The 23,020-nt window shown below is 72.2% G+C and carries 20 protein-coding genes; 13 read left to right on the forward strand and 7 right to left on the reverse strand.

Features of this window, described 5'->3' with window-relative positions; all coding sequences use genetic code 11:
- Positions 1-85: 85 nt before the first annotated feature.
- Entirely contained in the window at positions 86-1,252 is a 1,167-nt protein-coding gene (locus FJ108_04875) for a phosphoserine transaminase (GenBank protein MBM4335234.1), read from the forward strand.
- Positions 1,253-1,376: 124 nt separating this feature from the next.
- On the opposite strand, the gene FJ108_04880 is transcribed toward FJ108_04875, so the two are convergent.
- Positions 1,377-3,383: a carbon starvation protein A gene (locus FJ108_04880; protein ID MBM4335235.1), complete on the reverse strand. Its 2,007-nt coding sequence runs from the start codon at positions 3,381-3,383 to the stop codon at positions 1,377-1,379.
- 35 nt (positions 3,384-3,418) lie between these two features.
- Here FJ108_04880 and FJ108_04885 point away from each other — a divergent pair, with 35 nt between their 5' ends.
- Positions 3,419-3,862, forward strand: coding sequence for a hypothetical protein (locus FJ108_04885; GenBank protein ID MBM4335236.1), 444 nt, complete (start codon positions 3,419-3,421; stop codon positions 3,860-3,862).
- Between the two features lie 39 nt (positions 3,863-3,901).
- Positions 3,902-4,765, forward strand: coding sequence for an SDR family NAD(P)-dependent oxidoreductase (locus FJ108_04890; protein ID MBM4335237.1), 864 nt, complete (start codon positions 3,902-3,904; stop codon positions 4,763-4,765).
- A 10-nt stretch (positions 4,766-4,775) separates the two neighbouring features.
- Here FJ108_04890 and FJ108_04895 read toward each other — a convergent pair whose 3' ends face one another.
- Positions 4,776-6,110, reverse strand: a complete 1,335-nt coding sequence (locus tag FJ108_04895) for a hypothetical protein (GenBank protein MBM4335238.1) — start codon at positions 6,108-6,110, stop codon at positions 4,776-4,778.
- A 64-nt stretch (positions 6,111-6,174) separates the two neighbouring features.
- Between FJ108_04895 and FJ108_04900 the strand changes: the two genes are divergently transcribed.
- Positions 6,175-6,483 (forward strand): 4a-hydroxytetrahydrobiopterin dehydratase, encoded by a 309-nt coding sequence (locus FJ108_04900; GenBank protein MBM4335239.1) that lies wholly within the window; start codon positions 6,175-6,177, stop codon positions 6,481-6,483.
- A 7-nt stretch (positions 6,484-6,490) separates the two neighbouring features.
- On the opposite strand, the gene FJ108_04905 is transcribed toward FJ108_04900, so the two are convergent.
- The gene (locus tag FJ108_04905) at positions 6,491-8,035 is read right to left on the reverse strand and encodes an NAD(P)/FAD-dependent oxidoreductase (GenBank protein MBM4335240.1); all 1,545 of its coding nucleotides are present in this window, start codon (positions 8,033-8,035) and stop codon (positions 6,491-6,493) included.
- Positions 8,036-8,169: 134 nt separating this feature from the next.
- Here FJ108_04905 and FJ108_04910 point away from each other — a divergent pair, with 134 nt between their 5' ends.
- From FJ108_04910 to FJ108_04925, 4 genes are read left to right on the forward strand one after another with little or no spacing between them, the layout of a single operon-like run.
- Entirely contained in the window at positions 8,170-8,427 is a 258-nt protein-coding gene (locus FJ108_04910) for a hypothetical protein (protein MBM4335241.1), read from the forward strand.
- Between the two features lie 24 nt (positions 8,428-8,451).
- Positions 8,452-11,028 (forward strand): FAD-dependent oxidoreductase, encoded by a 2,577-nt coding sequence (locus FJ108_04915; protein MBM4335242.1) that lies wholly within the window; start codon positions 8,452-8,454, stop codon positions 11,026-11,028.
- Entirely contained in the window at positions 11,025-12,479 is a 1,455-nt protein-coding gene (locus FJ108_04920) for an acyl--CoA ligase (GenBank protein ID MBM4335243.1), read from the forward strand. Before FJ108_04915 ends, FJ108_04920 begins: the two co-directional genes overlap by 4 nt.
- Before the next feature lie 57 nt (positions 12,480-12,536).
- Positions 12,537-13,607, forward strand: coding sequence for an acetylxylan esterase (locus tag FJ108_04925; GenBank protein MBM4335244.1), 1,071 nt, complete (start codon positions 12,537-12,539; stop codon positions 13,605-13,607).
- A 35-nt stretch (positions 13,608-13,642) separates the two neighbouring features.
- Here the strand turns inward: FJ108_04925 and FJ108_04930 are convergent, their stop codons facing one another.
- Positions 13,643-14,605: an alpha/beta hydrolase gene (locus tag FJ108_04930; protein MBM4335245.1), complete on the reverse strand. Its 963-nt coding sequence runs from the start codon at positions 14,603-14,605 to the stop codon at positions 13,643-13,645.
- A 101-nt stretch (positions 14,606-14,706) separates the two neighbouring features.
- Between FJ108_04930 and FJ108_04935 the strand changes: the two genes are divergently transcribed.
- Positions 14,707-15,933 carry an acyl-CoA dehydrogenase gene (locus tag FJ108_04935; protein MBM4335246.1) on the forward strand — a complete coding sequence of 409 codons (1,227 nt, stop codon included), beginning with the start codon at positions 14,707-14,709 and terminating at the stop codon, positions 15,931-15,933.
- On the opposite strand, the gene FJ108_04940 is transcribed toward FJ108_04935, so the two are convergent.
- From FJ108_04940 to FJ108_04950, 3 genes are all read right to left on the reverse strand, one after another.
- Positions 15,930-16,313 carry a DUF3261 domain-containing protein gene (locus FJ108_04940; protein ID MBM4335247.1) on the reverse strand — a complete coding sequence of 128 codons (384 nt, stop codon included), beginning with the start codon at positions 16,311-16,313 and terminating at the stop codon, positions 15,930-15,932. The genes FJ108_04935 and FJ108_04940 overlap by 4 nt on opposite strands.
- Positions 16,314-16,407: 94 nt before the next feature.
- Complete coding sequence (locus tag FJ108_04945) at positions 16,408-18,774, reverse strand: hypothetical protein (protein MBM4335248.1); 2,367 nt, start codon at positions 18,772-18,774, stop codon at positions 16,408-16,410.
- Positions 18,771-19,403, reverse strand: a complete 633-nt coding sequence (locus FJ108_04950; GenBank protein ID MBM4335249.1) for an outer membrane lipoprotein carrier protein LolA — start codon at positions 19,401-19,403, stop codon at positions 18,771-18,773. The genes FJ108_04945 and FJ108_04950 overlap by 4 nt, the downstream gene beginning before the upstream one ends.
- Positions 19,404-19,629: 226 nt before the next feature.
- Here FJ108_04950 and FJ108_04955 point away from each other — a divergent pair, with 226 nt between their 5' ends.
- The 4 genes from FJ108_04955 to FJ108_04970 are packed head-to-tail and all read left to right on the forward strand — an operon-like array spanning position 19,630 to position 22,787.
- On the forward strand, positions 19,630-20,409 hold the full coding sequence (locus FJ108_04955; GenBank protein MBM4335250.1) for a 1-acyl-sn-glycerol-3-phosphate acyltransferase: 780 nt from the start codon (positions 19,630-19,632) through the stop codon (positions 20,407-20,409).
- Positions 20,396-20,665: an acyl carrier protein gene (locus FJ108_04960; protein MBM4335251.1), complete on the forward strand. Its 270-nt coding sequence runs from the start codon at positions 20,396-20,398 to the stop codon at positions 20,663-20,665. The genes FJ108_04955 and FJ108_04960 overlap by 14 nt, the downstream gene beginning before the upstream one ends.
- Positions 20,666-20,685: 20 nt before the next feature.
- The gene (locus FJ108_04965; protein ID MBM4335252.1) at positions 20,686-20,952 is read left to right on the forward strand and encodes an acyl carrier protein; all 267 of its coding nucleotides are present in this window, start codon (positions 20,686-20,688) and stop codon (positions 20,950-20,952) included.
- Positions 20,953-20,963: 11 nt separating this feature from the next.
- Complete coding sequence (locus FJ108_04970) at positions 20,964-22,787, forward strand: AMP-binding protein (protein MBM4335253.1); 1,824 nt, start codon at positions 20,964-20,966, stop codon at positions 22,785-22,787.
- Positions 22,788-23,020 lie beyond the last annotated feature (233 nt).

The following is a 23,020-nucleotide window of genomic DNA, read 5'->3' on the forward strand; positions in this document are numbered from 1 at the left end:
GGACGGGCTCCCTCTTCCCGGTTGCGGGCGGCCGTCTAGTAGCACAGATGCGCGCCCCCGGTCGAATCAGTAGCCTGCGGCCACGATGCGCCCCACCAAGCCGAACGATCGCCCGAGTCGCCCCGAATTCTCCTCCGGCCCCTGCGCGAAGCGCCCGGGCTGGAGCCTCGACGCGCTGAAGGACGCCCTGGTCGGTCGCTCGCACCGCGCGAAGCAGCCCAAGGAGCGGCTCGCGGCGGTGATCGAGCGCAGTCACCGCCTGCTCGGCATGCCCGCCGACTACAAGCTCGCGATCGTGCCGGCCTCCGACACCGGCGCGTTCGAGATGGCGATGTGGTCACTGCTCGGCGAGCGCCCGGTCGACGTGCTCGCCTGGGAGAGCTTCGGCCAGGAGTGGGTCACGGACCTGACGAAGCAGCTCCGGCTCGACGCGCGCGTGCTCTCGGCGCCGTACGGAGAGCTTCCCGACCTGTCGCAGGTCGACTTCGACCGCGACGTGGTCTTCCCCTGGAACGGCACGACCTCGGGCGTGCGCGTGCCCGACGACGGCTGGATCCCGGAGACGCACTCCGGGCTCGTGCTCTGCGACGCGACCTCGGCCGTGTTCGCGATGAAGCTTCCCTGGCGCAAGCTCGACGTGGTGACCTGGAGCTGGCAGAAGGTGCTCGGCGGCGAGGCCGCGCACGGCATGCTCGCGCTTTCGCCGCGCGCGGTCGCGCGCCTGGAGAGCTACACCCCGCCGCGGCCGCTCCCGAAGATCTTCCGGCTGACGAAGAAGGGCAAGCTCGACTCCGAGCTCTTCTCCGGCGCGACCATCAACACGCCGTCCATGCTCTGCGTCGAGGACGCGCTCGACGGCCTCGCCTGGGCCGAGCGCGTCGGCGGGCTCGACGCGCTGGTCGTGCGCAGCGAGGGCAACCTCGCGGTGGTGGCGGCCTGGGTCGCGCGCACGCCCTGGATCGAGTTCTTAGCTAGCGAGCGCACGACCCGCTCCTGCACCTCCGTCTGCCTGAAGATCGTCGACCCCTGGTTCGAGGCGCAGGCCGAGGCCGCGCGCGCCGACGTGGTGAAGAAGCTGGTCGCGCTGCTCGAGAAGGAGGGCGTGGCGCTCGACATCGCGAGCTACCGAGACGCGCCGGCGGGCCTGCGCATCTGGTGCGGCGCCACGATCGAGCGCGACGACGTCGAGGAGCTGCTGCCCTGGCTCGACTGGGCCTGGGCGGAAGTGCGCCAGGCGAACCCGGGTCGCTAGCAGCAGCGACCGCGCTTCTCTCCGTGCTCGCAGAGCGCGCGGCGCGGATCGGCGCCGAGCTCGGTCGCCCCGACGTAGCCGCGCAGGAAGTCGCGAACGGCCGCGAGCGCGCGTCGCAGTCGGCTCACGACGCACCCCGAAGGGTCGTCCACCACACCCGCGCGGCGTCCAGCACCACGATCGCGACCAGGAGCATGAACAGGCCCGTGATCACCGCGTCGAGTCGCGCATTGAAGATCAGGGTCTGCGTCTGGAGCACCTTCTCGGGCGCGACCAGGCCCTGCGCGAGCTGGCCCGACAGGTACTCGGCCTGCGCGAGGAAGCCGAGCCTTCGGTCGGGATCGACGATCTTCTGCCAGCCCGCCGTCATCGTCACCGAGAGCAGCCAGGCCAGCGGAATCCCGGTCGCGAACGCGAAGCGCGGCCGCGCCGATTTCACGAAGACCGTCGTCGCGAGCGCGAGCGCCGTGGCCGCGAGCAGCTGATTGGCAATGCCGAAGAGCGGCCAGAGCGAGTTGATCCCGCCCAGCGGATCGATCACGCCCTGGTACAGGAAATAGCCCCAGCCCGCGACGATCAGGCCCGACGCGAGCAGGTTGGCCGGAAGCGACGACGTGCGCCCGAGCGGAGCCCAGAGATTGCCGAGCATGTCCTGGATCATGAAGCGCCCGACGCGCGTTCCGGCGTCGAGCGTGGTCAGGATGAAGAGCGCCTCGAACATGATCGCGAAGTGGTACCAGAGCGCCTTCATGGCATCGCCGCCGAGCGCGCGCGAGAAGATCTCGGCCATTCCCACCGCCAGGCTCGGCGCGCCGCCGGTGCGCGAGAGCAGCGTGGTCTCGCCCACGCTTCGGGTGAGCGCCTCGAACGCGACCGGGTCGAGAGCGAAGCCCCAGCCGCTGATCACCTGCGCGGCGCTCGCGACGTCGGTCCCGATCAGCGACGGCGGCGAGTTGATCGCGAAGTACACGCCCGGGTGCATCACGCCCGCGGAGAGCAGCGCCATGATCGCGACGAAGCTCTCCATCAGCATCGCGCCGTAGCCGATGAAGCGCGCGTCGCTCTCGCGGTCGAGAAGCTTGGGCGTGGTGCCGCTCGAGATCAGCGCGTGGAAGCCCGAGATCGCGCCGCAGGCGATCGTGATGAAGCAGAACGGGAAGACCTTTCCGGCGAAGACCGGGCCCGTCCCGTCGATGAACTTCGTGAGCGCGGGGAGCTGCACGTCCGGGCGCACCCAGAGCAGGCCAGCCGCGAGCAGCGCGACCGTGCCGATCTTCACGAACGCCGACAGGTAGTCGCGCGGCGCGAGCAGGAGCCAGACCGGAAGTACGCTCGCCACGAAGCCGTAGCCGATGATCGCGATCGCAAGCGACCTCTTGTCGAGGTCGAAGTACGCGCGCAGCGCCTGGTGCTCGTCGATCCAGCGCCCGCCGACCACGGCCAGGAGCACGAGCGCGACGCCGATCAGGCTGGCCTCGAGCACCTGCCCGGGGCGGATCCGGACCATGTACACGCCCATGAACAGCGCGATCGGGATCGTCGCCGCGACGGTCGAGGTCGCCCAGGGGCTGCCGAACATCGCGTTCACGACCACGAGCCCCAGCACGCCGATCAGGATGACCATGATCGCGAGCACGCCGAGCAGGGCCGCGGTGCCGCCGACGGGTCCGATCTCCTCGCGGACCATCTGCCCCAGGCTCTTGCCGTTGCGGCGCAGCGAGCCGACCAGGATCGTGAAGTCCTGCACCGCGCCGCCGAGCACGACCCCGATCAGGATGTAGAGCGTGCCGGGCAGGTAGCCGAACTGCGCCGCGAGGATCGGCCCGACCAGCGGCCCCGGACCGGCGATCGCCGCGAAGTGGTGGCCGAAGACCACCCAGCGGTTGGTCGGCACGAAGTCCTTGCCGTCGGCGAGCCGGTGCGCGGGCGTGATTCGCGCGTCGTCGAGCGCGAGCGCGCGCGCGGCCAGGAACGCCGAGTAGAAGCGGTAGCCCAGCGCGTACGTGCACAGCGCCGCGACCAGGAACCAGGTGCTCGAGATCGTCTCTCCGCGGGAGAGCGCGACGACCCCGAGCGAACCGGCGCCCGCGAGCGCCACAGCGACCCAGCCAAGCCGAGCGACGAAAGACATCGCGGCATTGTACTGTCCGCGGGAAAGGGGGACGGATGCGGCGCAGGGTTCTCGGCCTGGTCACGGCTCTCGCGCTCGGCGCGGGAATGCTCGGCTGCGCGAAGATCGGCAGCTTCATGCGGCCGCTGACCTACGGGCCGAACTTCGACTACATCACCAAGGAGCAGCTGAAGTCGGTGATGTGGCAGCTGGCGCGCGACGTGAATCGCATCGACGCGCTGGTGAACGATCCGGCGGGCGTCGGCCCGGCGCAGCGCGACGAGATCGCGCGCCTGCTCGTGATCATGGAGGACGCGACCGGGCGGCTCGGTCGCGAAGGCATCCGCACGAACCACCCGCTGGTCGACGAGCACCGCGATCAGTTCCGCGCGGACCTCGCAGCCGCGCGGCGCGGCGTATCCGCGGAGCCGCCGAGCTACACCCTGACGAGAGAAGTCTCGGGCGCGTGCCTGCACTGTCACCGGCACGGCACGCGCTGACTCCGACGCTTCGCTGATCGAAACCGAGGGGAGGGCGCGATGAAGGAAGTCCTGGGCAAGGTCGCCGTGATCACCGGCGCCGCGAGCGGAATCGGCCGCGGCATGGCGGAGAGCTTCGCCTTCGCGGGAATGAAGCTGGTCCTGGCCGACGTCGACGCGGATCGGCTGCGCTCCGTCGCCCGCGAGCTCGAAGAGACCGGCGCCGAGGTGCTGCCGGTCGCGACCGACGTCTCGCGTCAGGACGAGGTCGACGCGCTCGCGCGGCGCGCGCTCGACGCGTTCGGCGCCGTACACGTGGTCTGCAACAACGCGGGCGTCGCACACGGCGGCGTGCCGACCTGGGAGAGCACGCTCCACGACTGGGAATGGATCGTCGGAGTGAACCTGATGGGCGTGGTCCACGGCGTGCGCACGTTCACGCCGATCCTGCTCGAGCAGGGCGAGGGCCAGATCGTGAACACCGCGTCGATGGCCGGGCTGATCAGCGGCGCGGGTAACGCGCTCTACGGCGTGACCAAGCACGCGGTCGTCGCGCTCTCGGAGGCGCTCTTCAACGAGCTCGCCGCGCAGGGGAAGCCGGGCGTGCGCGTGTCGGTGCTCTGCCCGGGCTGGATCAACACCAAGATCCTCGAGTCGTCCGAGCGCAACCAGCCCGAGGCCGTGCGCCACCACCTGCCGCAGGACCGCACCAGCCCCGAGGGCGAGATTCGCCGAAAGATGGTCGAGTCGATGCTCGCCAGCGGCCTCGACCCGCGCCGCGTCGGCGATCTGGTGCTCGAGGCGATTCGCGCCGAGCGCTTCTGGATCCTCACCCACCCGCAGTGGAAGTCGATGATCCGCCACCGCGTGGAGAACATCCTCGAGGAGCGCGACCCGACGCCCGCGACCGGGCCGAGGGGCTGAGCTCCCGCGCCTAGTGCTCGTGCTTCGGCAGCGGCTTGGGCGGCGGGAGCGCGGCGAACTCCGGGTGCGTGGGCGAGCCGCGCGTGAGCGCGAGCGCGTAGAGCAGCGGCGGGAAGGGCAGCGTCTTGCGCCCTCCGACCAGAAGCATGGGCGTGCCGTGGATGTCGTTCGCGACCGCCCAGGCGATGTCGTCCTGGAGCTTGCGCTCGGTCTCGGGCGCGCGCAGACAGGCGTCGAGCTCCGCGCGCGGCAACACCCGCGAGGCGATCTCGAGCACGATCGGCTCGGAGAGCTCGCGCTGGCGCCGGAACAGCTCGCCGCTCATCTCGAACGCCCCGGGCCGGCCCTCGGCGCAGATCTGCGCGCGCGCGCTCGTGCAGGGCACGGGGTTGCTCTTTTCGCGCTGGACGCTCGCGTTGCAGGCCGGATCGAGCGGGTAGTAGTGGGGAGCGAGCGAGAAGGCGTCGTGGCCGAAGCGCTGCCGGAGCTGCTCGAGTGTCTGGTGCAGCTGGGCGCAGTGACTGCAGAGTGTGTCGGACCACTCGGTCAGGGCCAGGCGCGCGTTCGGCGGGCCGATCACGGTTCGCGTGGGCGGCGGCGTCAGGACCGGGCTCGCCGCGTAGTCGGCCAGCGTGTCGGAAAGCATCTGGCGCAGCTCCGGGGACGCCTCGCGGATGAAGCGAGCGAGCTCCGCGTCGTCGCTGCCCCCCGCGGGAAGCCGCGCGACCTCGGAGACGGCTCGCGCCCCCGCACCCATCGGGTTCTGCGGCGTGCCCAGTCCGGGCACGAGCAGGACCGCGAACGCGACGACCAGCGCACCGGCGGCCAGCCCCGCTCCGTGTGCCAGATCGGCGCGCAGCGTCTTGCTCACGCCGTAGAAGCACAGCGCCGCGTAGCCGAGCATGAGCAGGTAGGTGAGCCCGCAGGTGGTGCAGAGCGCGCCGAAGCGCAGCGAGATGCCGATCAGCGCCGCCACGCCGAGCGCGCCCGCGACGCCGGTGCAGAGCGTCGCGGCGATCCAGATCTCGGCCGCTCGCCGGCGCGAGAGCCGCGCGCGCGCGACGAGCGGAAGCGCGAACGCGACCAGACCCCAGGCGACGCCCCAGCCCGCGACCGGCAGCCCCGTCCACGCGTGCACGGCGGCCGCGAACGGGGAGTCCCAGACCTCGGCGCAGTGACCGCCGCCGACCGGCGAGCAGAAGATCTCGCCGCCACGCCGTCCGACCACGAGCTGCCACCACTGGAACGCGGCCCAGCCGGCCGACGCCGCGCCGAGCAGTGCCGCCAGCCACAGCGCGCCGGGACGAGCCTCCGTCCGTTCGAGCTTGCGTCGACTCTTCGCCACGCGGCTACGCTAGCGAACTCGTCCGTGGTTTGACGCCCGCCCGAACCGGTGGGAGGCTCCGCGGATGGCCGCACCCACGAAGCTCGGCGAGAAGCAGATCGAGAGCGCCCTGCGGGCGCTGCCGGGCTGGTCGATCCGCGCTGGCAAGCTGCACCGGGAGCTGCGCTTCGCCGACTTCAGCGCGGCGTTCGGGTTCATGACGCGGGTCGCGCTCGAGGCCGAGAAGCGCGATCACCACCCGGAGTGGTCCAACGTCTGGAGCCGCGTCTCGATCGACCTGGTCACGCACGAGTCCGGCGGAATCACCGAACGCGACGTCGCGCTCGCGCAGGTGATCAGCGAGCTCTCGCGAGCCGGGGGCGCGATCTCGTAGCCGCGCGTCACTCCCGCGCAGCGAGCGCTGCGAAGAGCTCGGCGTCGCTCGAGACCCCCAGGATCCCGCGCGCCGCGTTCACGCCCGACGTCACCACGCCGTAGACGCCGCCGCCCGGCTGCGCCCAGTGACCCGCGAGCCAGAGCCCGGGAAGCGGCGTCTCGTTCCCGGGCCGGCCCGGCCCGATCTGGTCCGGGGAGAGCGCCCAGCCGTACATCGCTCCGTCGCTGTTCCGTGTATAGCGCTCCAGCGTGCGCGGCGTGCCGCCCTCGGCGAAGCGGACCGATCCGGCCAGGCCGGGAAAGCGCGAATCCGCGACCTGGATCATCGCGTCCACGCGCGCCGATTTCTCTGCGCGCCAGTCGCGCTGCGCCCCGTAGGGAAGCAGCGTCGTGAGCGTCATCAGGTGCGTGCCCTCGGGCGCGAGCGTAGGATCCGCGAGCGTCGGCACGGTCGCGGTCCACCAGCCCGGCCGGCCCGCGAGCGTCGCTCCGAAGGCGGCCTCGTGGTCGAAGTCCGGGTACACGAACGTCTCGTGCGACGCGCCGAGCCGGGCCAGGTCGAGATCGGTCGCGAGATAGGTGACGAACGCCGAGATCGACGGCGTGAGCCGCGCCAGCGGCCGTCGGAAGCGCGCGGAGAAGTGCTCGGGCCCCACGAGCTCGAAGACCGTCTGGCGCAGATCGGCGTTCGAGACCACCACGGGCGCCGCGACGCGCTGCCCGTTCTCGAGCACGATGCCGGTCGCCCGGCCGCCCTCGACGCTGATGCGCCGCACCGAGCTGCGCAGCAGCACCTCGCCGCCGTCGCGCTCGACCGATCGCGCGAGAGCGCGCGCGAGCCGCTGGAAGCTGCCCCGGCAGTAGTACGCGCCCTCGGCGACGTACGAGAGCAGCATGGTCGCGAAGTAGAGGAACGAGACGCGCTGCGGCGGCAGGCCGAGATACGGCCAGAAAGTCGCGAACGCCGCCTTCGCGCGCGCGTCGTCCAGATGCTCGTCCATGACTCGCGAAAGCGTCGCGCGCCGGTAGCGCAGCAGCGTCGGAAAGCGCCCCGGTCGCTGCATGACCTCGAACGGCGAGGCGAGCTCCGCCGCGCGCCGCGCCTCGCTCTGGATGGAAAGGCACTCCTGGAGCAGGTCGTGAAGCCCCTTGCGCTCGGCGGGGAATACCTGCGCGTGCGAGCGCTCGAACTCGTCGAGGCCGAGCCTGGGCCGCAGCTCCAGGCCCGGGTAGACCGCGGTGTAGAGCGGATCGATCCGCTCGAAGCGCAGCTCCGCGCGGGCGCCGACCGCCTCGAGCACGCGGTGCAGCAGCCCGCCGCCCTCGAACGGCGTCGGCTCGCAGCCGCCGACCAGATGCACCGCCGAGTCGAAGACGCAGCCGTTGCGGCGGAACGAGTGCGCGTAGCCGCCGGGGCGATCGTGGCGCTCGACCACGAGCACCGACCGGCCGGCGCGCGCGAGCAGAGCTGCGCAGCTCAGGCCCCCCAGCCCGCTGCCCACGACGATCGCGTCGTAGCGGTCGCGTCGCGCCTCGCGGCGGAACCTCATCGCGCCCGCTGCACCGGATCGCGAGCCGGCCGCCAATCGAAGCGTCGCATTCTCGCCGCAATCTAGACGAGCGCATCCGGCGTTTCAACGCGCCTTGACAAGCCGAGCGGCGCGGTGCGAAACACGGTGGCGCGATGAGCTGGAGCCGCGAAGCGCTGACGACCCGAATCCACCAGATCCTCCGCGACGAGCTGCTTTCGGTGGGGGACGAGTTCACGCCCCAGTCCGACCTCGTCGCGGCGGGGCTCGACTCGCTGGCGGTGACGCAGCTCCTGCTCGCGATCGAGGAGAGCACGGGCGTCTGGGTCGACGAGAGCCTGCTCACCGAGAAGACGCTCGCGAGCGCGGAGACCCTGGCGGCCTGCGTGCATGACCAGCTCCCTGGCCGCTAGCCCGGTTCCGCTCACCGGCGCGGACTGCTTCCTGCGCGCCTTCGACGCCGAGGTGCGCCGGACCGCGGGCTCGAGCCACCTGTCGCAGCTGGTGCTGCGACTCGGGCCGGGTCTCGATCTCCAGCGCCTGCGCGCGCTGCTGGCCGAGGTCGCGCGCGCGCAGCCGCTGCTTCGCGCGCCGATCCGCCGGCCGTTCGGCCTGCTGCCGCCGGTGTACCGCACGGATCTCGCGGCGCGCGCGACCCCGCCGCGGATCGAGGTGCACGAGCGCGAAGCCGGCCCCGACGGCCCGGATTGCGCGGTTCCGGAGCCGATCCAGATGCGCCTGAACGATCGCCTCGACGGCCGGAGCGGCGATCTGCTGCGCTGCGACGTCGTGCGCTGGAACAGCGGCGCGGCCGGAAGCGACGTGGCCTTCACCTGGCTGCACATGCTGCTCGACGGCTCCGGCAGCGAGCGCTTCGTGCGCTGGCTCGACGAGGTCGGACGCGGCGCGCGGCGGGCCGACCAGCTGCCCGAGGAGGCCGAGGCGCGAACGGCCCGGGCCGCGCAGACCGCGAAGGCGCGCGGCGACGACGCGCTGCGCTGGCAGGCGCGGATGCGCTCGTTCGCCGCGAGGGCGCCGAGGTCGCTCGCGGGGCCGCTCGCGCGCCGCGCGCAGAACCTCGGCTACGACGTCGAGAGCTTCGCCCCCGACGAGACCGCGCGGATCGTCGCGCGCGCGAAGCAGAGCGCGGGTTTCCTCACGCCGATGCTCTTCTACCTGGCCGCGGGCGTGCGCGCTCACCACGCGGTGTTTCGCGCGCGCGGCGTCGACCCGGGAAGCTTCGTGGTGCCGCTGCCGGTGAACCTGCGCGCGAAGGGCGGGCAGGGCGAGATCTTCGGCACGCGCATCTCGCTGATCTGGTTCCAGGTGTTTCCCGAGCAGGCCGAGAGCCTCGAGGGCCTGATCGCGCAGCTGAAGGCGCAGCGGCTCGCGGCGATCAAGGAGGAGCTCGTCGAGGCCGGCAGCGCGGCGATGGACTTCGCGCGCTGGCTGCCGCGCCGCTTCTACACCGGAATGGCGCGGCACACGTTCGCGGGCGAGCTCTGCTCGTTCTTCTTCGCCTACACCGACGAGTTCCTGCCCGGAATGACGCGCTTCCTGGACTGCGAGATCCGCAACGCCTTCCACGCGCCGTCGGTCCCGCCCTCGCCCGGAAGCGGCGTGGTCTTCTCGCTGCGCGCGGGGCGGCTGAACACCACGCACGTGCGCCAGCAGGGCGTGTTCTCCGACGCGGAGGCGGCGCTGTTCCGGCGCGCGCTGCGCGCCGACCTGCTCGGCGGGTGAAGGTGGCCGCGAACGCCTCGCGCTTCGACGTGGCCGTGATCGGCGGCGGAAGCGCCGGGGTCGCGGCGGCGCTCGCTGCTTCGCGCTGCGGCGCGCGCACGCTTCTGGTCGAGCGCGAGGCGAGGCTCGGGGGAAACGCCGCGCACGCGCTGGTCCACACGATCTGCGGCCTGTACCTGCCCGCGGATGCGGGCGAGCCGGTCCTCGCCAACGGCGGCGTCCCGCGCGAGATCGCGCTCGCGCTCGGCGGCGTGGCCGAGCGCGCGGGGAAGGTCTGGGTCCTGCCGGCGCCGCCCGCCGCGCTCTCCGCGCTCTACGGCGATCGGTGTCGGGCGGAGCCCGCGCTCGCGCTGCGCCTGCACGCGGAGCTGGTCGCGGTCGAGCTCGCGACCGACGCGCGGCGCGAGAGCGCGCTGCGGCTCCGCGGTCCCGACGGGGAGATCGAGCTTGGCGCACGCGCGGTGATCGACGCCAGCGGCGACGCGGCAGTGGCCTTCCTCGGCCATGCCGACTGGGAGATCGAGCCTCCGGCGCGGCTGCAGTGCCCGTCGTACGTCTTCCGGATCGAGGGCGTCGCGGCCGGAGCGACCTCCGGCTTCGAGCGCGTGCGCCTCACCGCAGCGCTCGCGGCGGCCACGCGCGCGGGCGCGCTTCCGCAGCTCGCGGAGTCGGTGGTGCTGCGCAGCTGCGGCGAGCCGGGGCAGGTCTTCGTGACGCTGAACCTGGCGCGGCCCGAGGGCGAGGCGTGGCGACCGCTGGACCCCGACTGCGTGGCCGCGCTCGAGGCGAGCGCGCGTGCCGGCGCAGAGGCGATCGCGGTTTTCCTGCGCGATTCGCGCCCCGGCTTCGCGGCGAGTCGGATCGCCGAGCACCCGCTGCGGCTCGGCATCCGCGAGACGCGCCGCGCGCTCGGCCCGGTCGTGCTCGGGGCCGACGACGTGCTCGATGGCGTCCGGCGCGACGACGAGGTCGCCGTCTCGACCTGGCCCCCCGAGCTGTGGCAATCGCACGCGCGCGCCAGCCTGGAATACCCGCGTGGCGCGTGCTCGGTTCCGCTCGGCGCGCTGGTCTCGCGCACGCATCCCCGGCTCGGCGTGGCCGGGCGCTGCGTGTCGGCCACGCACGAGGCGCTCGGCGCGCTGCGAGTGATCGGCACGTCGCTCGCGACCGGCGAGGCGATCGGTCGCGCGGCCGCGCTCGCGGTGGACGCGGGCGTCGCGCTCGGCGCGATTGCGCCGGCGCGGGTCCGCGAGCAAACTCGCGCGACGTGAGCGAGACCGTCGTCGACCTGATCCGCGCGCACGCGCTGCGCGCGCCCGAGAGGGCAGCGCTGGTCGTGTCGGGCGGCGCGGGCGCCGCGCCCGAGCGCGTCTCGTACCGAGAGCTCGTGTCGCGCGTCGACGCGCTCGAGGCGGAGCTGCGCTCGGCGGGAGTCGGAAGCGCGCAGCGCGTCGGCCTGGTCGCGCGCCAGGGTCGCGGCTTCATCGAGCTGGCGCTCGCGATCCTCTCCTGCCGCGCGTGCCTGGTGCCGATCGCCGACGACCACAAGGGCGCGGTGCTCGAGGCCTTCGCGGAGCGCGCACAGCTGCACGCGATCGCGATCGAGCGCGAGAGCGCGCCGGGCTTCGAGCTCGTCGTCCGCCCGCAGGCGCGCGCCGTCGACGCAAACGCGGATCGCGACTTCGCCGCGCTCGATCCCGCGTACCTGCGCTTCACGTCCGGCACCACCAGCCGGCGCAAGGGCGTGATCCTCGGTCACGCGGCGATCCTCGCGCGACTCGCCGCGGCCAATCGCGGGCTCGGCGTCGGACCGGGCGACCGGATCCTCTGGCTGCTGCCGATGGCGCATCACTTCGTGGTGTCGATCCTGCTCTACCTGCGCTACGGAGCGTCGATCCTGCTTCCCGCGGCTTCGCTCGCCCGGCCGATCCTCGAGCTCGCCTCGCGCGAGCGCGCGACGATTCTCTACGCCTCTCCGTACCACATGAACCTGCTCGCGAAGGATGCCTCCGAGCTGCAGCTCGCGGACGTGCGGCTCGCGATCTCGACCGCGGAAGGCCTGCGCCCCGAGATCGCGCGCGCCTTCGCGTCGCGTTTCGGAAGGCCGGTCGCGCAGGCGCTCGGCATCATCGAGGTCGGCCTGCCGGTTCTGAACGCCGCGAGCGCGGCCCACAAGCCCGGCTCGCTCGGCCGGCCCCTTCCCGACTACGAGGTCTGGCTGCGCGGCGAGGACGGGCTTCCGGTCTCACCGCCCACTTCGCCCGACAAAACCGGCGAGATCTGCATCCGCGGGCCCGGCTGCTTCGACGCGTATCTCGATCCGTGGACGCCCGCGCGCCTCGTGCTCGAGCCCGACGGCTTCCGCACCGGCGATCAGGGCTGGTTCGACGCCGAGGGCGACCTGTTCCTGGTCGGGCGGCGCGCGAACCGGATCAACATGGCGGGGATGAAGTTCTTCAGCGAGGAGGTCGAGGCCGTGCTCGACGCGCATCCGCGGGTCCGGCGCAGCCGCGTCCGCGCGCGCGAGCACGCGCACCTCGGAGAGATTCCCATCGCCGACTTCGAGCCGGCCGATCCCGCGAATCCGCCGACGAGCGCCGAGCTCGCGGCCTGGTGCCGCGAGCGCCTGCCCGCGTACAAGATCCCGCGCGAGTTCCGCATCGTCGACTCGCTTCCCGAAACCGCGACCGGAAAGCTCGCCCGCGGCGCCGCGGATGCGTAGCTGCGGATTCTCACCACGCCGCTGCTTCGAGCGGAGCGCGCAGCGCGGGGAGGCGCGATGAAGTCCGGCGCACGGATCGCCCGGCGGGTGCTTACGGCCGTGGGCGCGGCCGTCGCGCTCTTCCTGGCGTACCTGGCGATCGTCGCGGTGGTGCCCGGCATGGCGGTTCCACCGCAGCCGTTCGGGACTGACACGGCTGCGGTCGCTCGCGGTGACTCCGACGCGGGGCTCGGCCGGAGGCGGGTCGCGTTCGAGGTGAACGGCACTCCGGTGAACGGGTGGCTGTATCTGCCGGACGACCTGGCCGCGCCGGTGCCCGCGGTCGTCATGGCCAATGGGGCCGGCGGCACCGTGGAGATGGCCGTGCCGGAATACGCGGCTCGGTTCCGCGAGGCCGGCTACGCGGCGCTGGCGTTCGACTACCGCTGCTGGGGCGAGAGCGGAGGGGCGCCGCGGCAGCTGCTCTGGATCCCGGACCAGCTGGTCGACCTGGCGGCGGCGCTCGAGTTCGCGCGCGGCCGGCCCGAGATCGACGCCTCGCGCATCGCCCTGTGGGGCACGTCGTTCGGAGGGGGCCACGTCCTCGTGACGGCGGCCGAGGACCCCGGCGTGCGCGCGGTCATCGCGCAGGTGCCGTTCCTCGACGGACGGGCGGCGATGGAGCTGGAGCGCGAGGACGAGTCCATTGGCCTGGGGCTGCGGGCGATCGCGCACGCCCAGCGCGATCTCGTCCGCTCGTGGCTGGGGTTGCCGGCGCACTACGTCCCGTTCGTCGGTCGGCCCGGAACCATCGCCGTGCTCGCGGGCAAGGAGGCGTGGGACTTCTTCAGCGCGCATGCGCCCGCGGGCTACGAGAACCAAGTCCCGGCGCGCATCCTGATCCGCGCCGACAAGTACCGCCCGGTCAGCCGGGCCCGCGAGGTTCGGGCGGCAGTGCTGCTGCAGATGGCCGAGCGCGACCGCTTCGCGCCCGCCAGCGCGATCGAGGCGGCCGCACGGGAGCTCGGCGAGCGCGCGACGCTGAAGCGCTACCCGATCGGCCACTTCGAGATCTACGCGGGCGCGGCCTTCGAGCAGAGCGTGGCCGATCAGCTGGCGTTCCTGGACCGCGAGCTCGGACGGAAGTGAATCCTCCGCGCGGCGCGACGGGGTCGACGAGGAGCTCAGCCGAGCGAGCGCAGGAATTCGACCAGGATGCGGTTCACCTCCTGCGGCCGCTCCTGCTGGGTCCAGTGGCCGCAGCCGGGCAGCATCTCGCTGCGGCGCAGCGTGGGCACCGTCTTGGCCAGGTCGGTCACCGCCTGCGGATTGGCCATCACCACGCCGTCGCGGTCGCCCGCGACGAAGAGCGCCGGCACGCGGATCCGCGCGCCGCGCAGCGCGCGCATCTGCTGCCATGAGCGGTCGATGTTGCGGTACCAGTTGAGACCGCCGCGAAAACCCGTGCGCTCGAACTCGCCGGCGTAGAAGTCGAGGTCCTGCTCCGAGAGCCAGGCCGGCGGCTTCTCGGGCTTTGCGAACCCGTCCGAGAACTTCGCGGTCTTGGCCAGCTGTCCGAGCTTGGTGGTCTCGATCCGCACGTCGCCCGACGCGGTGTAGAAGAACATCTCGAGCCAGCCGCGCACGTCGGCCTCGAGCTCGCGCTCCGCCTTGCCGGGCTCCTGGAAGTAGAGGATGTAGTGGAACCGGTCGCCCGCGAGCGCCTTCAGCAGCTGCGTGGGCGGGAGCGGCGGCGCCGGCGAGAGCGGCACCGAGAGCGCGCCGACGGCGCGGAACAGGTCCGGGCGCAGCAGAGCCGCGTTCCAGGCCACCGGTGCGCCCCAATCGTGGCCGATGATCACCGCCTCGCTCTCGCCGAGCGCCGCGACCAGGCCGACCATGTCGCCGACCAGCTCGAGCTGGCCGTAGGCCTCGACCTCGTGCGGGCGCGCGCTGCGGCCGTAGCCGCGCATGTCGGGCGCGACCGCGCGGAATCCCGCCGCGGCGAGCGCGTCGAGCTGATGGCGCCACGAGTACCACGACTCGGGGAAGCCGTGGCAGAGCAGGACCAGCGGCCCCTCGCCCTGCTCGGCGACGTGAAGCCGTGTGCCGTGCGCGTCGACGAAGCGGTGTCTGGGCTGCGCCATGAGCGTCCTCCAGTCCGAGCGTATCAGCCTGCATCCGCCGTCGCCGGCGGATAGGATTGCCCCGAAGTCAGCGGCGACGACCCGTCCCACCAGGAGGATCCATGGCGATCGATTTCAGCTTCGATGAGGACGTCCAGCTCGCGATCGACCACACGCGCAAGTTCATGGACGACGTCGTCCGCCCGGCGGAGAAGGAGATCGACCTGCACCCGGACTCGCGCGAGGTCCTGGTCAAGCAGGTGATCCGGATGCGCAAGGCGGCGCAGGAGTGGGGACTGTGGCTGCCCCACATGCCGGCGGACTGGGGAGGCATGGGGCTCGGGCACGTGGCGATGGCCGCCGTCTCCGCCGAGGCCGGCCGGACGCGCTTCGGCCCCTTCGCACTGAACGCCCAGGCCCCCGACGAGGGGAACATGCACACGCTCCTGCACTGGGCGACGCCGGAGCAGAAGGAGAAGTACCTGCGCCCGCTGTGCAAGGGCGTGGCGCGCTCGTGCTTCGCGATGACGGAGCCCGATGTCGCGGGCTCCGACCCGACGCTGATCCGGACCCGCGCGGTGGAGAGGGAAGACCACTGGCTCGTGAACGGGCACAAGTGGTTCATCTCCGGCGCCCGCGGCGCGCAGTTCGCGATCCTGATCGCGCGCACCGAGGAGAGCCCCGAGATTCCGCAGGCCTGCAACACCGCTTTCCTGGTCGACATCCCGTCGCAGGGCTGGGACATCCTGCGCGACATCGAGACCATGAGCGGCGGCCACAACCACTGCGAGATCCGGATCACCGACCTGAAGGTGCCCAAGTCGAACCTGCTGGGCGGGCGCGGTCAGGGCCACCGCCTGGGCCAGTACCGGCTCGGGCCCGCGCGCCTGGCGCACTGCATGCGCTGGATCGGCCAGGCCGAGAACGCGCTCGACATGACGATCGAGCGCGCGCTGCACCGCTTCTCGCACGGGTCGCTGCTTGCCGAGAAGCAGGGCATCCAGTGGATGATCGCCGACTCGACCATGGAGCTGTACCAGTCGAAGCTGATGGTGCTGCACGCCGCCTACCGGATCGACAAGGGGCTCGACTTCAAGAGCGAGGTCTCGATGGCGAAGCACTTCGTGGCCAACGCGCTGGGGCGGATCATCGACCGCGCGATCCAGGTCCACGGCGCGCTGGGCTACAGCAAGGACTCGCCGCTGGCCTCGATGGCGACGCAGGCGCGCTGGGCGCGCTTCGCGGACGGCGCCGACGAGATCCATCAGTGGCGGATCGCGGAGCGCTCGATCGAGGCCTACGCGAAGACGGGCAGCGTGCGGGCGGCCGCAGGCGACCTGCCGCTCTAATCGCCCGCGCGCGCGGGCGCCAGCGTGGCCTCGTAGCCGCAGGCGTCGCTCGAGATGTGCACGACGCCGTCCGGGTCGCGGCGCACGCGGCGATTCTCGAGCTCGGCGACGTCCGTCGCCAGGAAGTGCGCGCGGTGGAAATCGCGGAGCACGTTCTCAGGCGGGACGGGCAGGGCGCGGCCGAGCCTGGATTCGCTCTGCACCTCCAGCCCGACCTGCACGAGCGTGAACGCCGTCGCGCCGAACGGCGTGAGCCCGATCAGCACGAGCCGGTCGCCGCTCTTCTGCGCGACCAGCCCGTAGGCCTCGTCGACGCGGTGGCCGCGCACGCGGATCCGCTCGTGGATCAGAAAGTCGCTCGCTAGATCGGCGGTGGACACGAGGCTCCCCGCGCAGTCCGGAATCCGCGGCGGCGGTCGCAGCTGGCAGGCCGCGGACGCGGCGAGTGCGAGCACGAGAGCGAGAGAGAGCCGATCAGGCCGCACGGCCGGAGTCCGAGTCCGCGCGCAGCGCCAGCAGCGAGAGCGGCGCGAGCGCGAGCGAGGCAACGATGCCGACGCCGGTCGTGAGACCGATCGCGCGCAGAGCCGGGTGACTCGAGAGCGCCAGCGTTCCGAAGCCGAGGATCGTGGTCAGGCAGCAGAGCAGACACGACACCAGGGTCGCGCCGATCTCCTCGCCCTTCGCGCTGCTGTCGACCACGAAGATGCCGTAGTCGACGCCCATTCCCATCACGATCAGAAGGCTCACGGCGTGCAGCAGGTTGGTCTCGGTGCCCGAGAGCGCGAACCCCGAGAGCACGAGGATCGCCGTGGCGAGCGCCGGCAGGAACGCGGCCAGCGCGCGGCGCAAGCTGCGGTAGCGGGCGACCAGGAGCCCCAGAACGCAGACGCTGCCGAGAACGATCTGCAGCAGCGTGCGGGTCCGGAAGCTCGCGGCGATCTGGTTCAGGAACGCGCCCTGCTCGAGGAAGTGCACGTCGGGAAGGCCGTCCAGCGCCGCGCGGATCCGCTCGGGGTCGTTCACGCCGCGCAGGTAGGTGATCACGGCGGTGCGCCCTTCCAGGTCCAGCACGAGCGTCGAGGCGAGCGCGCCGAGCGGCGAGGCGCGGAGCTCCGCGAGCGTGAGCGGCGGCGGCGGCGAATCGAGCGACTGCGCGAACGCCGCGAACGCGCCCGGGCGGAAGCCCGCCTCGCTGTAGGCGGTTTCGATCCGCGCCGCGAGATCGGGGCTCGCGCGCAGAGCGTCGAGATTGCGCTGCTGGAGCTGCGGCGACCAGAGCAGGTCGTGCAGCGAGCGCATCCCGCCGAGCTCTCCGCTCTCGACCAGCGCTTCGAGCCGCGCGTGGACCTGCTCGTCGCGCTCGAGCGCGGCTTCGGGCCGATCGGCGAGCGCGATCACGAAGCGTCCGCCGTCGAAGCTCGAGACGCGCGCGCGAACGCGCGCCTCCTCCGCGCGCAGCTCGGGGTCGGGCTGCCCGAGGCTCGAGAGGTCGTCGTTCCAGGACAGCTTCGGCAGCGCGAACACCCCGAGCGCGAGGATCGCGGCGGGCACCAGCGCGAGCGCGCGGCGCCGCGCGCGAAGCCGGGCCAATCCGGCCGCGAAGCCGCGTGCGAGCCGGGCCGAGATCGGCGGCGCGGGGCGATCCCGCGGGACCAGATCCGGAAGGAGCAAGAGCGACGCCGCGAGCGCCCCGGCGACACCGACCAGCGCGAAGACGCCGAGCTCTCGAAAGCCGCGAAACGAAGTGATCGCCAGGCCCGCGAAGCTCACGATCGTGGTGAGCGCGGCCAGCGAGAGCGATCCGGAGAGCCGGCGCGCCAATCGCCACGGAGAGGTGAGCGGCGGCGAGAAGCTGCGCAGGATCAGGTAGTGGATCGGGTAGTCGATCGTGACGCCGATCAGGGACGCGCCGAAGCCGATCGTCGTGCCGTCGAGTCGGCCGAACACTGCGAGGCCGACCGCCGTCGCGAGCGACAGCCCGAGCACAACCGGAACGAGCACCAGCGCCAGCTGCGCTGCGGAGCGGAAGAAGAGCCAGGAGAGCAGCGCGACGCCCGCGAACGAGAGCGTCGAGATCATCGATGCGTCGGCGCGCAGCTTCGTCTCGGCGTCGAGCGCGAAGCGGTTCGCGCCGCTCTGCTCGAGCGACAGGTCGGGGCCCAGCCGCGCGCGGAGCGAGTCGAATTCCGAGCGGATCGCTTCGAGCAGCGGCCGCTGCGCGACGGTGTCGAACGCGGAGCGCTTCGTCGCGAGCAGGATCACGGCGTGGTGCCCGTCGCGGGTGACGAAGGCGCCGTCGCGGGTCGCCAGCGGCGGCTCGCCCGCCTGCATGCGCTCGAGCACGCCGCGGAACGCGCCCAGCGGATCCTCGGGCGCGATCCGCTTCAGCAGCGGCGAGATCGGCAGCGCGAGGCTGCGGCGCAGCTCGGCCGCCTCGGCGCGCAGGCCGGAATCGGAGAGGCGCGCGGGAAGCTCGCGCTCCGGATCGTCGGAGACGAAGTAGAGCCGGCGCGGGAAGTAGAGCCGGTAGAGCTGCTCCTGCAGCTCGGAGTCCGCGCCGGTGCGAAGCCAGGCGACCTCGGGATGGGCGCGAATCGCCGCCGAAAGCGCCTTCGCCGCCTCGATCGCGTCCGCAGGATCGTCCGCGCCGATCGAGAGCACCATCGTGCGCGCGAGGTCGCTGCGCACGAGCTCGCGCGAGATCTGCGCCAGCTCCGCGCCTCGACCGTCGGGCAGGAAGTTCGTGATGTCGGTGCTGAACGTGATCCGGCTCGCGCTGTAGGCGAAGAGCGAGAGCCCGAGCGCCGCCCAGGCCACGAGCCGCGCGCGCCGGCTCACCGGCTCGGCTCCGATCCGAAGATCGAGCGCTCCTCCTCGGGGCCGAAGGCGTGGTCGACCTCGCTCCTCTCGAAGAGCGTCTTCGTGCGGTCGCCGTCGCTCTCGGTGAGCTCCATCTCGCCGATCGCCGGCCCGTCCCCGGCGATCCGGATCGAGCGGATGAAGTCGCGAAGCGGCGCTTCCTTCGGCGAGAGCAAGAGCGTCCAGCGCGGGCCGTCGGCCGCGAAGTCGAGCCGGTAGAGCGACTCGAGCGCCTTCCGGTCGCCGCGCCAGAGCACGATCAGATTGTGGGCGAACTGCCGCGCGACGGGATTGGCGGAGAGGTCGATCTCGCTCACGCCCGCCTCGTCCTCGAAGCGCATCCGGTCGCCGAGCAGGAGCAGCCGGGTCGCGGCGGGGCTGCGCGTCACGCGGGCGAGCTTGTCGGGCGGAGCGAAGTAGAGCGTGCCGCGGGTCTCGAGCGGCGCCTCCAGAAGCGCGAGCCGTTTCTCCTCGCGGAACTCGGCCACGACCCCGCGCGTCGTCGCCATGTGCCGGAGCAGCTCGTCGAGCGTGAGGCTTCCGCCGGGAGCGGGCGCCTCGGCGCCGAGCAGGACCGCGGCGACGAGCGGGAGAAGCAGCGCCCTCATTCGCGCAGGTCTAAACAAAGCCACCGTCCGGCGCTAGGTTCGGGCGCGCTCGCGGGGATCCAGTCGCGCCTCCGCCGCGGAGACGCGAGCTCGATCGGGGCCGGCCCCGGGCAGGGCAACTGACGGGTTCTCATGCAACGGCGCTCGTTTACACCCCGAGAAGCGCGGTGGTAGACTCGCCGCCGGTGGGCGGGAACGGAGAGTTTTGAGAGGGCACGGAGAGCGGATGCCCACGCGGACTTCGACGGCGTGGCGGGCGCTGCGAACCGGCGTCGCGTTCGCGGCGCTCGGGCTGATCAGCCTGTGGCTCGGCGCGGTATGGCTGCCGCTGCGCAGCGTCTGGGACCGCCGCACTCCGGAGCGCTGGCGGCGCGCGCAGCGGGCGATCCAGCGCGCCTATCGCGTGCACGCCGGCCTGATGAAGGCGCTCGATCTGATCGAGGTGCGCTGGGTCGGGCTCGAACGGCTCACGGTCCCGGGGGCCAAGATCGTCGTCGCCAACCACCCGTCGCTGATCGACACGCTGCTGATCGTCTCGAACCTGCCCCAGGCGGACTGCGTGGTCGGAAGCGACTATGCCGAGAACTTCTGGCTGCGCGGATCGGTTCGCGAGGCCGAGTACATCCGCAACGACACCGGGGCCGACGTACTGAACACGGCCGTCCGCTGCCTCCGGGAAGATCGAACCCTGCTGATCTTCCCCGAGGGCACGCGCTCGCCCGAGAACGGGCTCGGCCATTTCTACCGCGGCGCGGCGCACATCGCGCTCGAGAGCGGCCTGGACCTGCTCCCGGTCAGGATCAGCGTCGAGCCGCCCTCGCTGATGAAGGGGCAGAAGTGGTATCACGTTCCGGCGCGGCGCCCGCTCTGGACCTTCCGGGCCGGAGATCCGATCGTCGCGAAGGAGCATCTCGACGGGACCGAGTCGTCCGTGATGGCCGCGCGGAAGTTGACCGCGGTGCTGCGCGAGCGGCTCGCGGGAGGGGATTTCGATGCAGCGAAGTGAAGGCCTCGAGGCGGAGCTGAAGAAGCTCATCGTCGAGGCGCTCGTGCTCGAGGACATCGCGCCGGAGGAGATCGAGACCGAGGCGCCGCTCTTCGTCGAGGGGCTCGGACTCGACTCGATCGACGCGCTCGAGCTCGCGATGGCGCTCGAGGAGCGCTACGGCGTGAAGATCGAGGACGATCCCGAGACGAACCGGCAGATCTTCGCCTCGGTGAAGAGCCTGGCGGACTTCGTGACCGCGCAGCGGGCGGCCTGAGCCCGCCAGGGGAGGGAGCCGTGGCGCTTTCGAACGAGCAGATCTTCGCGCACGTGGTCGGCATCCTGGAGCGCGAGTTCGACGTCACGGCCGCCGAGATGACGATGAAGACCGATCTCGAGGCGGACCTCGACCTCGACAGCCTCGACGCGGTCGCGCTGGCCGGATTCGTGGAAGAGGAGCTCCCCCTCGCGCTCACCGACGACGAGATCGAGCGGATGCGCTCGATGGACCAGATCGTCGCGGTGATCTCCGCGCGAACGGGCGCGGCCGGGAAGGCCGACTGAGGACCGAAGCGGTGCCGCCGATCGAAGCCGTGCCGCGCTTCCTGCCGCTCTCGGAGCTGCTCCGAACCGGCCGAGCGCCGGGCGACGTCGTCGCGTTCTCGCGCGACGGCGTGCGCGACTTCGCCGACTTCTCGGGACGCGTCGCCGGGCTCTGCGCGGAGCTGAGAAGGGTCGGTGGCACGCGCTTCCTGCTCTTCAGCGAGGACAGCTACGCGTTCGCGGTGGCGTTGCTCGCGCTGGCGCACAGCGGCGCGACGGCGCTGCTCGCGCCGAACCGGCAGCCGGGGACGCTCGCGGCGCTGGCCGCGCAGGTCGACGGGGCGCTGGTCGATTCGAGCATCGCCGCGACCGAGCTCGCGCGCCTGCCGCGAATCGCGCCCCTCGAAGTCGCGCCGGCCGCGGCCGCGAGCTTCGGATCGCTCGATCCGGAGCTTGCGATCGCGGAGCTATCGACCTCCGGAAGCACCGGGCCCGGAAAGGCCGTGCCGAAGGCGCTGCGCCACCTGGACCGCGAGGTCGCGACGCTCGAGTCGCTCTTCGGGCCGCGCCTGGGCAGGGACGCGCGGGTCTTCGCGACCGTCTCCCATCAGCACCTGTACGGCCTGCTGTTCCGACTGCTCTGGCCGCTCGCCGCCGGGCGCGCGTTCTGCGCGGAGACGTATCTGCACAGCGAGGAGTTCTTTCCGTGCATGCGCGCGACGGCCGGCTTCGCGCTCGTGACGACCCCGGTGCATCTGCGCCGGATGCGCGCGGACGCGGAGCTTGCGAGCCTGCGCAGCCAGGCGCGGGCGATCTTCTCGTCGGGAGGTCCGCTCGACGAGTCGATCGCGCGCGGGATCGAGTCCGTGCTCGGGCTCACCCCGATCGAGATCTTTGGCTCGACGGAGACCGGCGGCGTGGCCTGGCGCGAGCAGATCGCGGCGGAGCCCGACGCGGCGTTCCACAGCTTCCCGCACGTCGAGCTCGCGCGCGCGAGCGGCCCCGGGGTCGAGGGCCAGCTGGTGGTACGCTCCCCGTACGCGAGCCTGGGTCCGGCATCAGCGGGAAGGAGCGACGTGCAAGAGACGCTGATGAGCGACCGCGCCGAGCTGCTTGGCGGCGGACGCTTCCGCCTGCTCGGTCGCGCCGACCGGATCGTGAAGATCGGCGAGAAGCGGCTCGCTCTGCCCGAGATGGAGAGCGCGCTGCGCGCGCACCCGCACGTGGCCGACGCTGCGCTGGTCTCGTTCGAGCCGATCGGCGACGCGCGCGTGGGCGCGGTGGTCGCGCTCTCCGACTCGGGCCAGGCCGCGCTCGACGCGCAGGGCCGGCGCGCGCTCGGCGCGGCGCTCGGGGAGCACCTGGCCGCGTACTGGGACCGCGTGCTGCTGCCGCGCGCGTGGCGCTACGTCGCCGAGCTGCCGCGCGACGCGCAGGGGAAGGTCACGCGCGCCGCGCTTCTCGAGCTGCTCGAGCCGGCGGCCGAGCGCGCGCCGGTGCGCGATCCGGTCGTGCTCTCGGAGCAGCGCGGCGCGAGCTCGATCGTGCGCGAGCTGCGCGTGCCGGCGGATCTCGCCTTTCTCGAGGGCCACTTTCCCGGCCAGCCCGTCGTCGCGGGCGTGGTGCAGCTGCACTGGGTGATGCTCGCGGCCGCGGAGCTGCTCGGCGCGACGCCGCAGCTTCTCGCGCTCGAAGGGCTGCGCTTCCGCGACGCGCTGCTCCCGTCGCAGCCGTTCCGGCTCTCGCTCGAGCTCTCGCCGGCGCGCGATCGCCTGCGCTTCGAGCTCTCGGACGGAGAGCGCGTCTTCGCGCAGGGCCGGGCGCAGCTCGCAGCGGGATCGGGGAGCGAGAATTGAAGCCGTGTCTCCTGATCCCGTGTTTCGACCACGGCGTTCCGATCCGCGGCGTGCTCGAGTCACTCGCTCCCTAGAAGCGGTCCCAAAATAGATGTTGCGCTACGGTGTAGCCAACGCGAGTTCGGGCAGCGGGTGCTGACGCGAGACTCGTCTCCCCTTTCGAAGGGGGAGGTGCGTGGACCTCACGGATCGGGACTGGGAGCGAGTGGCGCCCCTGATTCGCGAACCGAAGC

The organism is Deltaproteobacteria bacterium (assembly GCA_016875225.1).
Lineage (GTDB): Bacteria > Myxococcota_A > UBA9160 > SZUA-336 > SZUA-336 > VGRW01.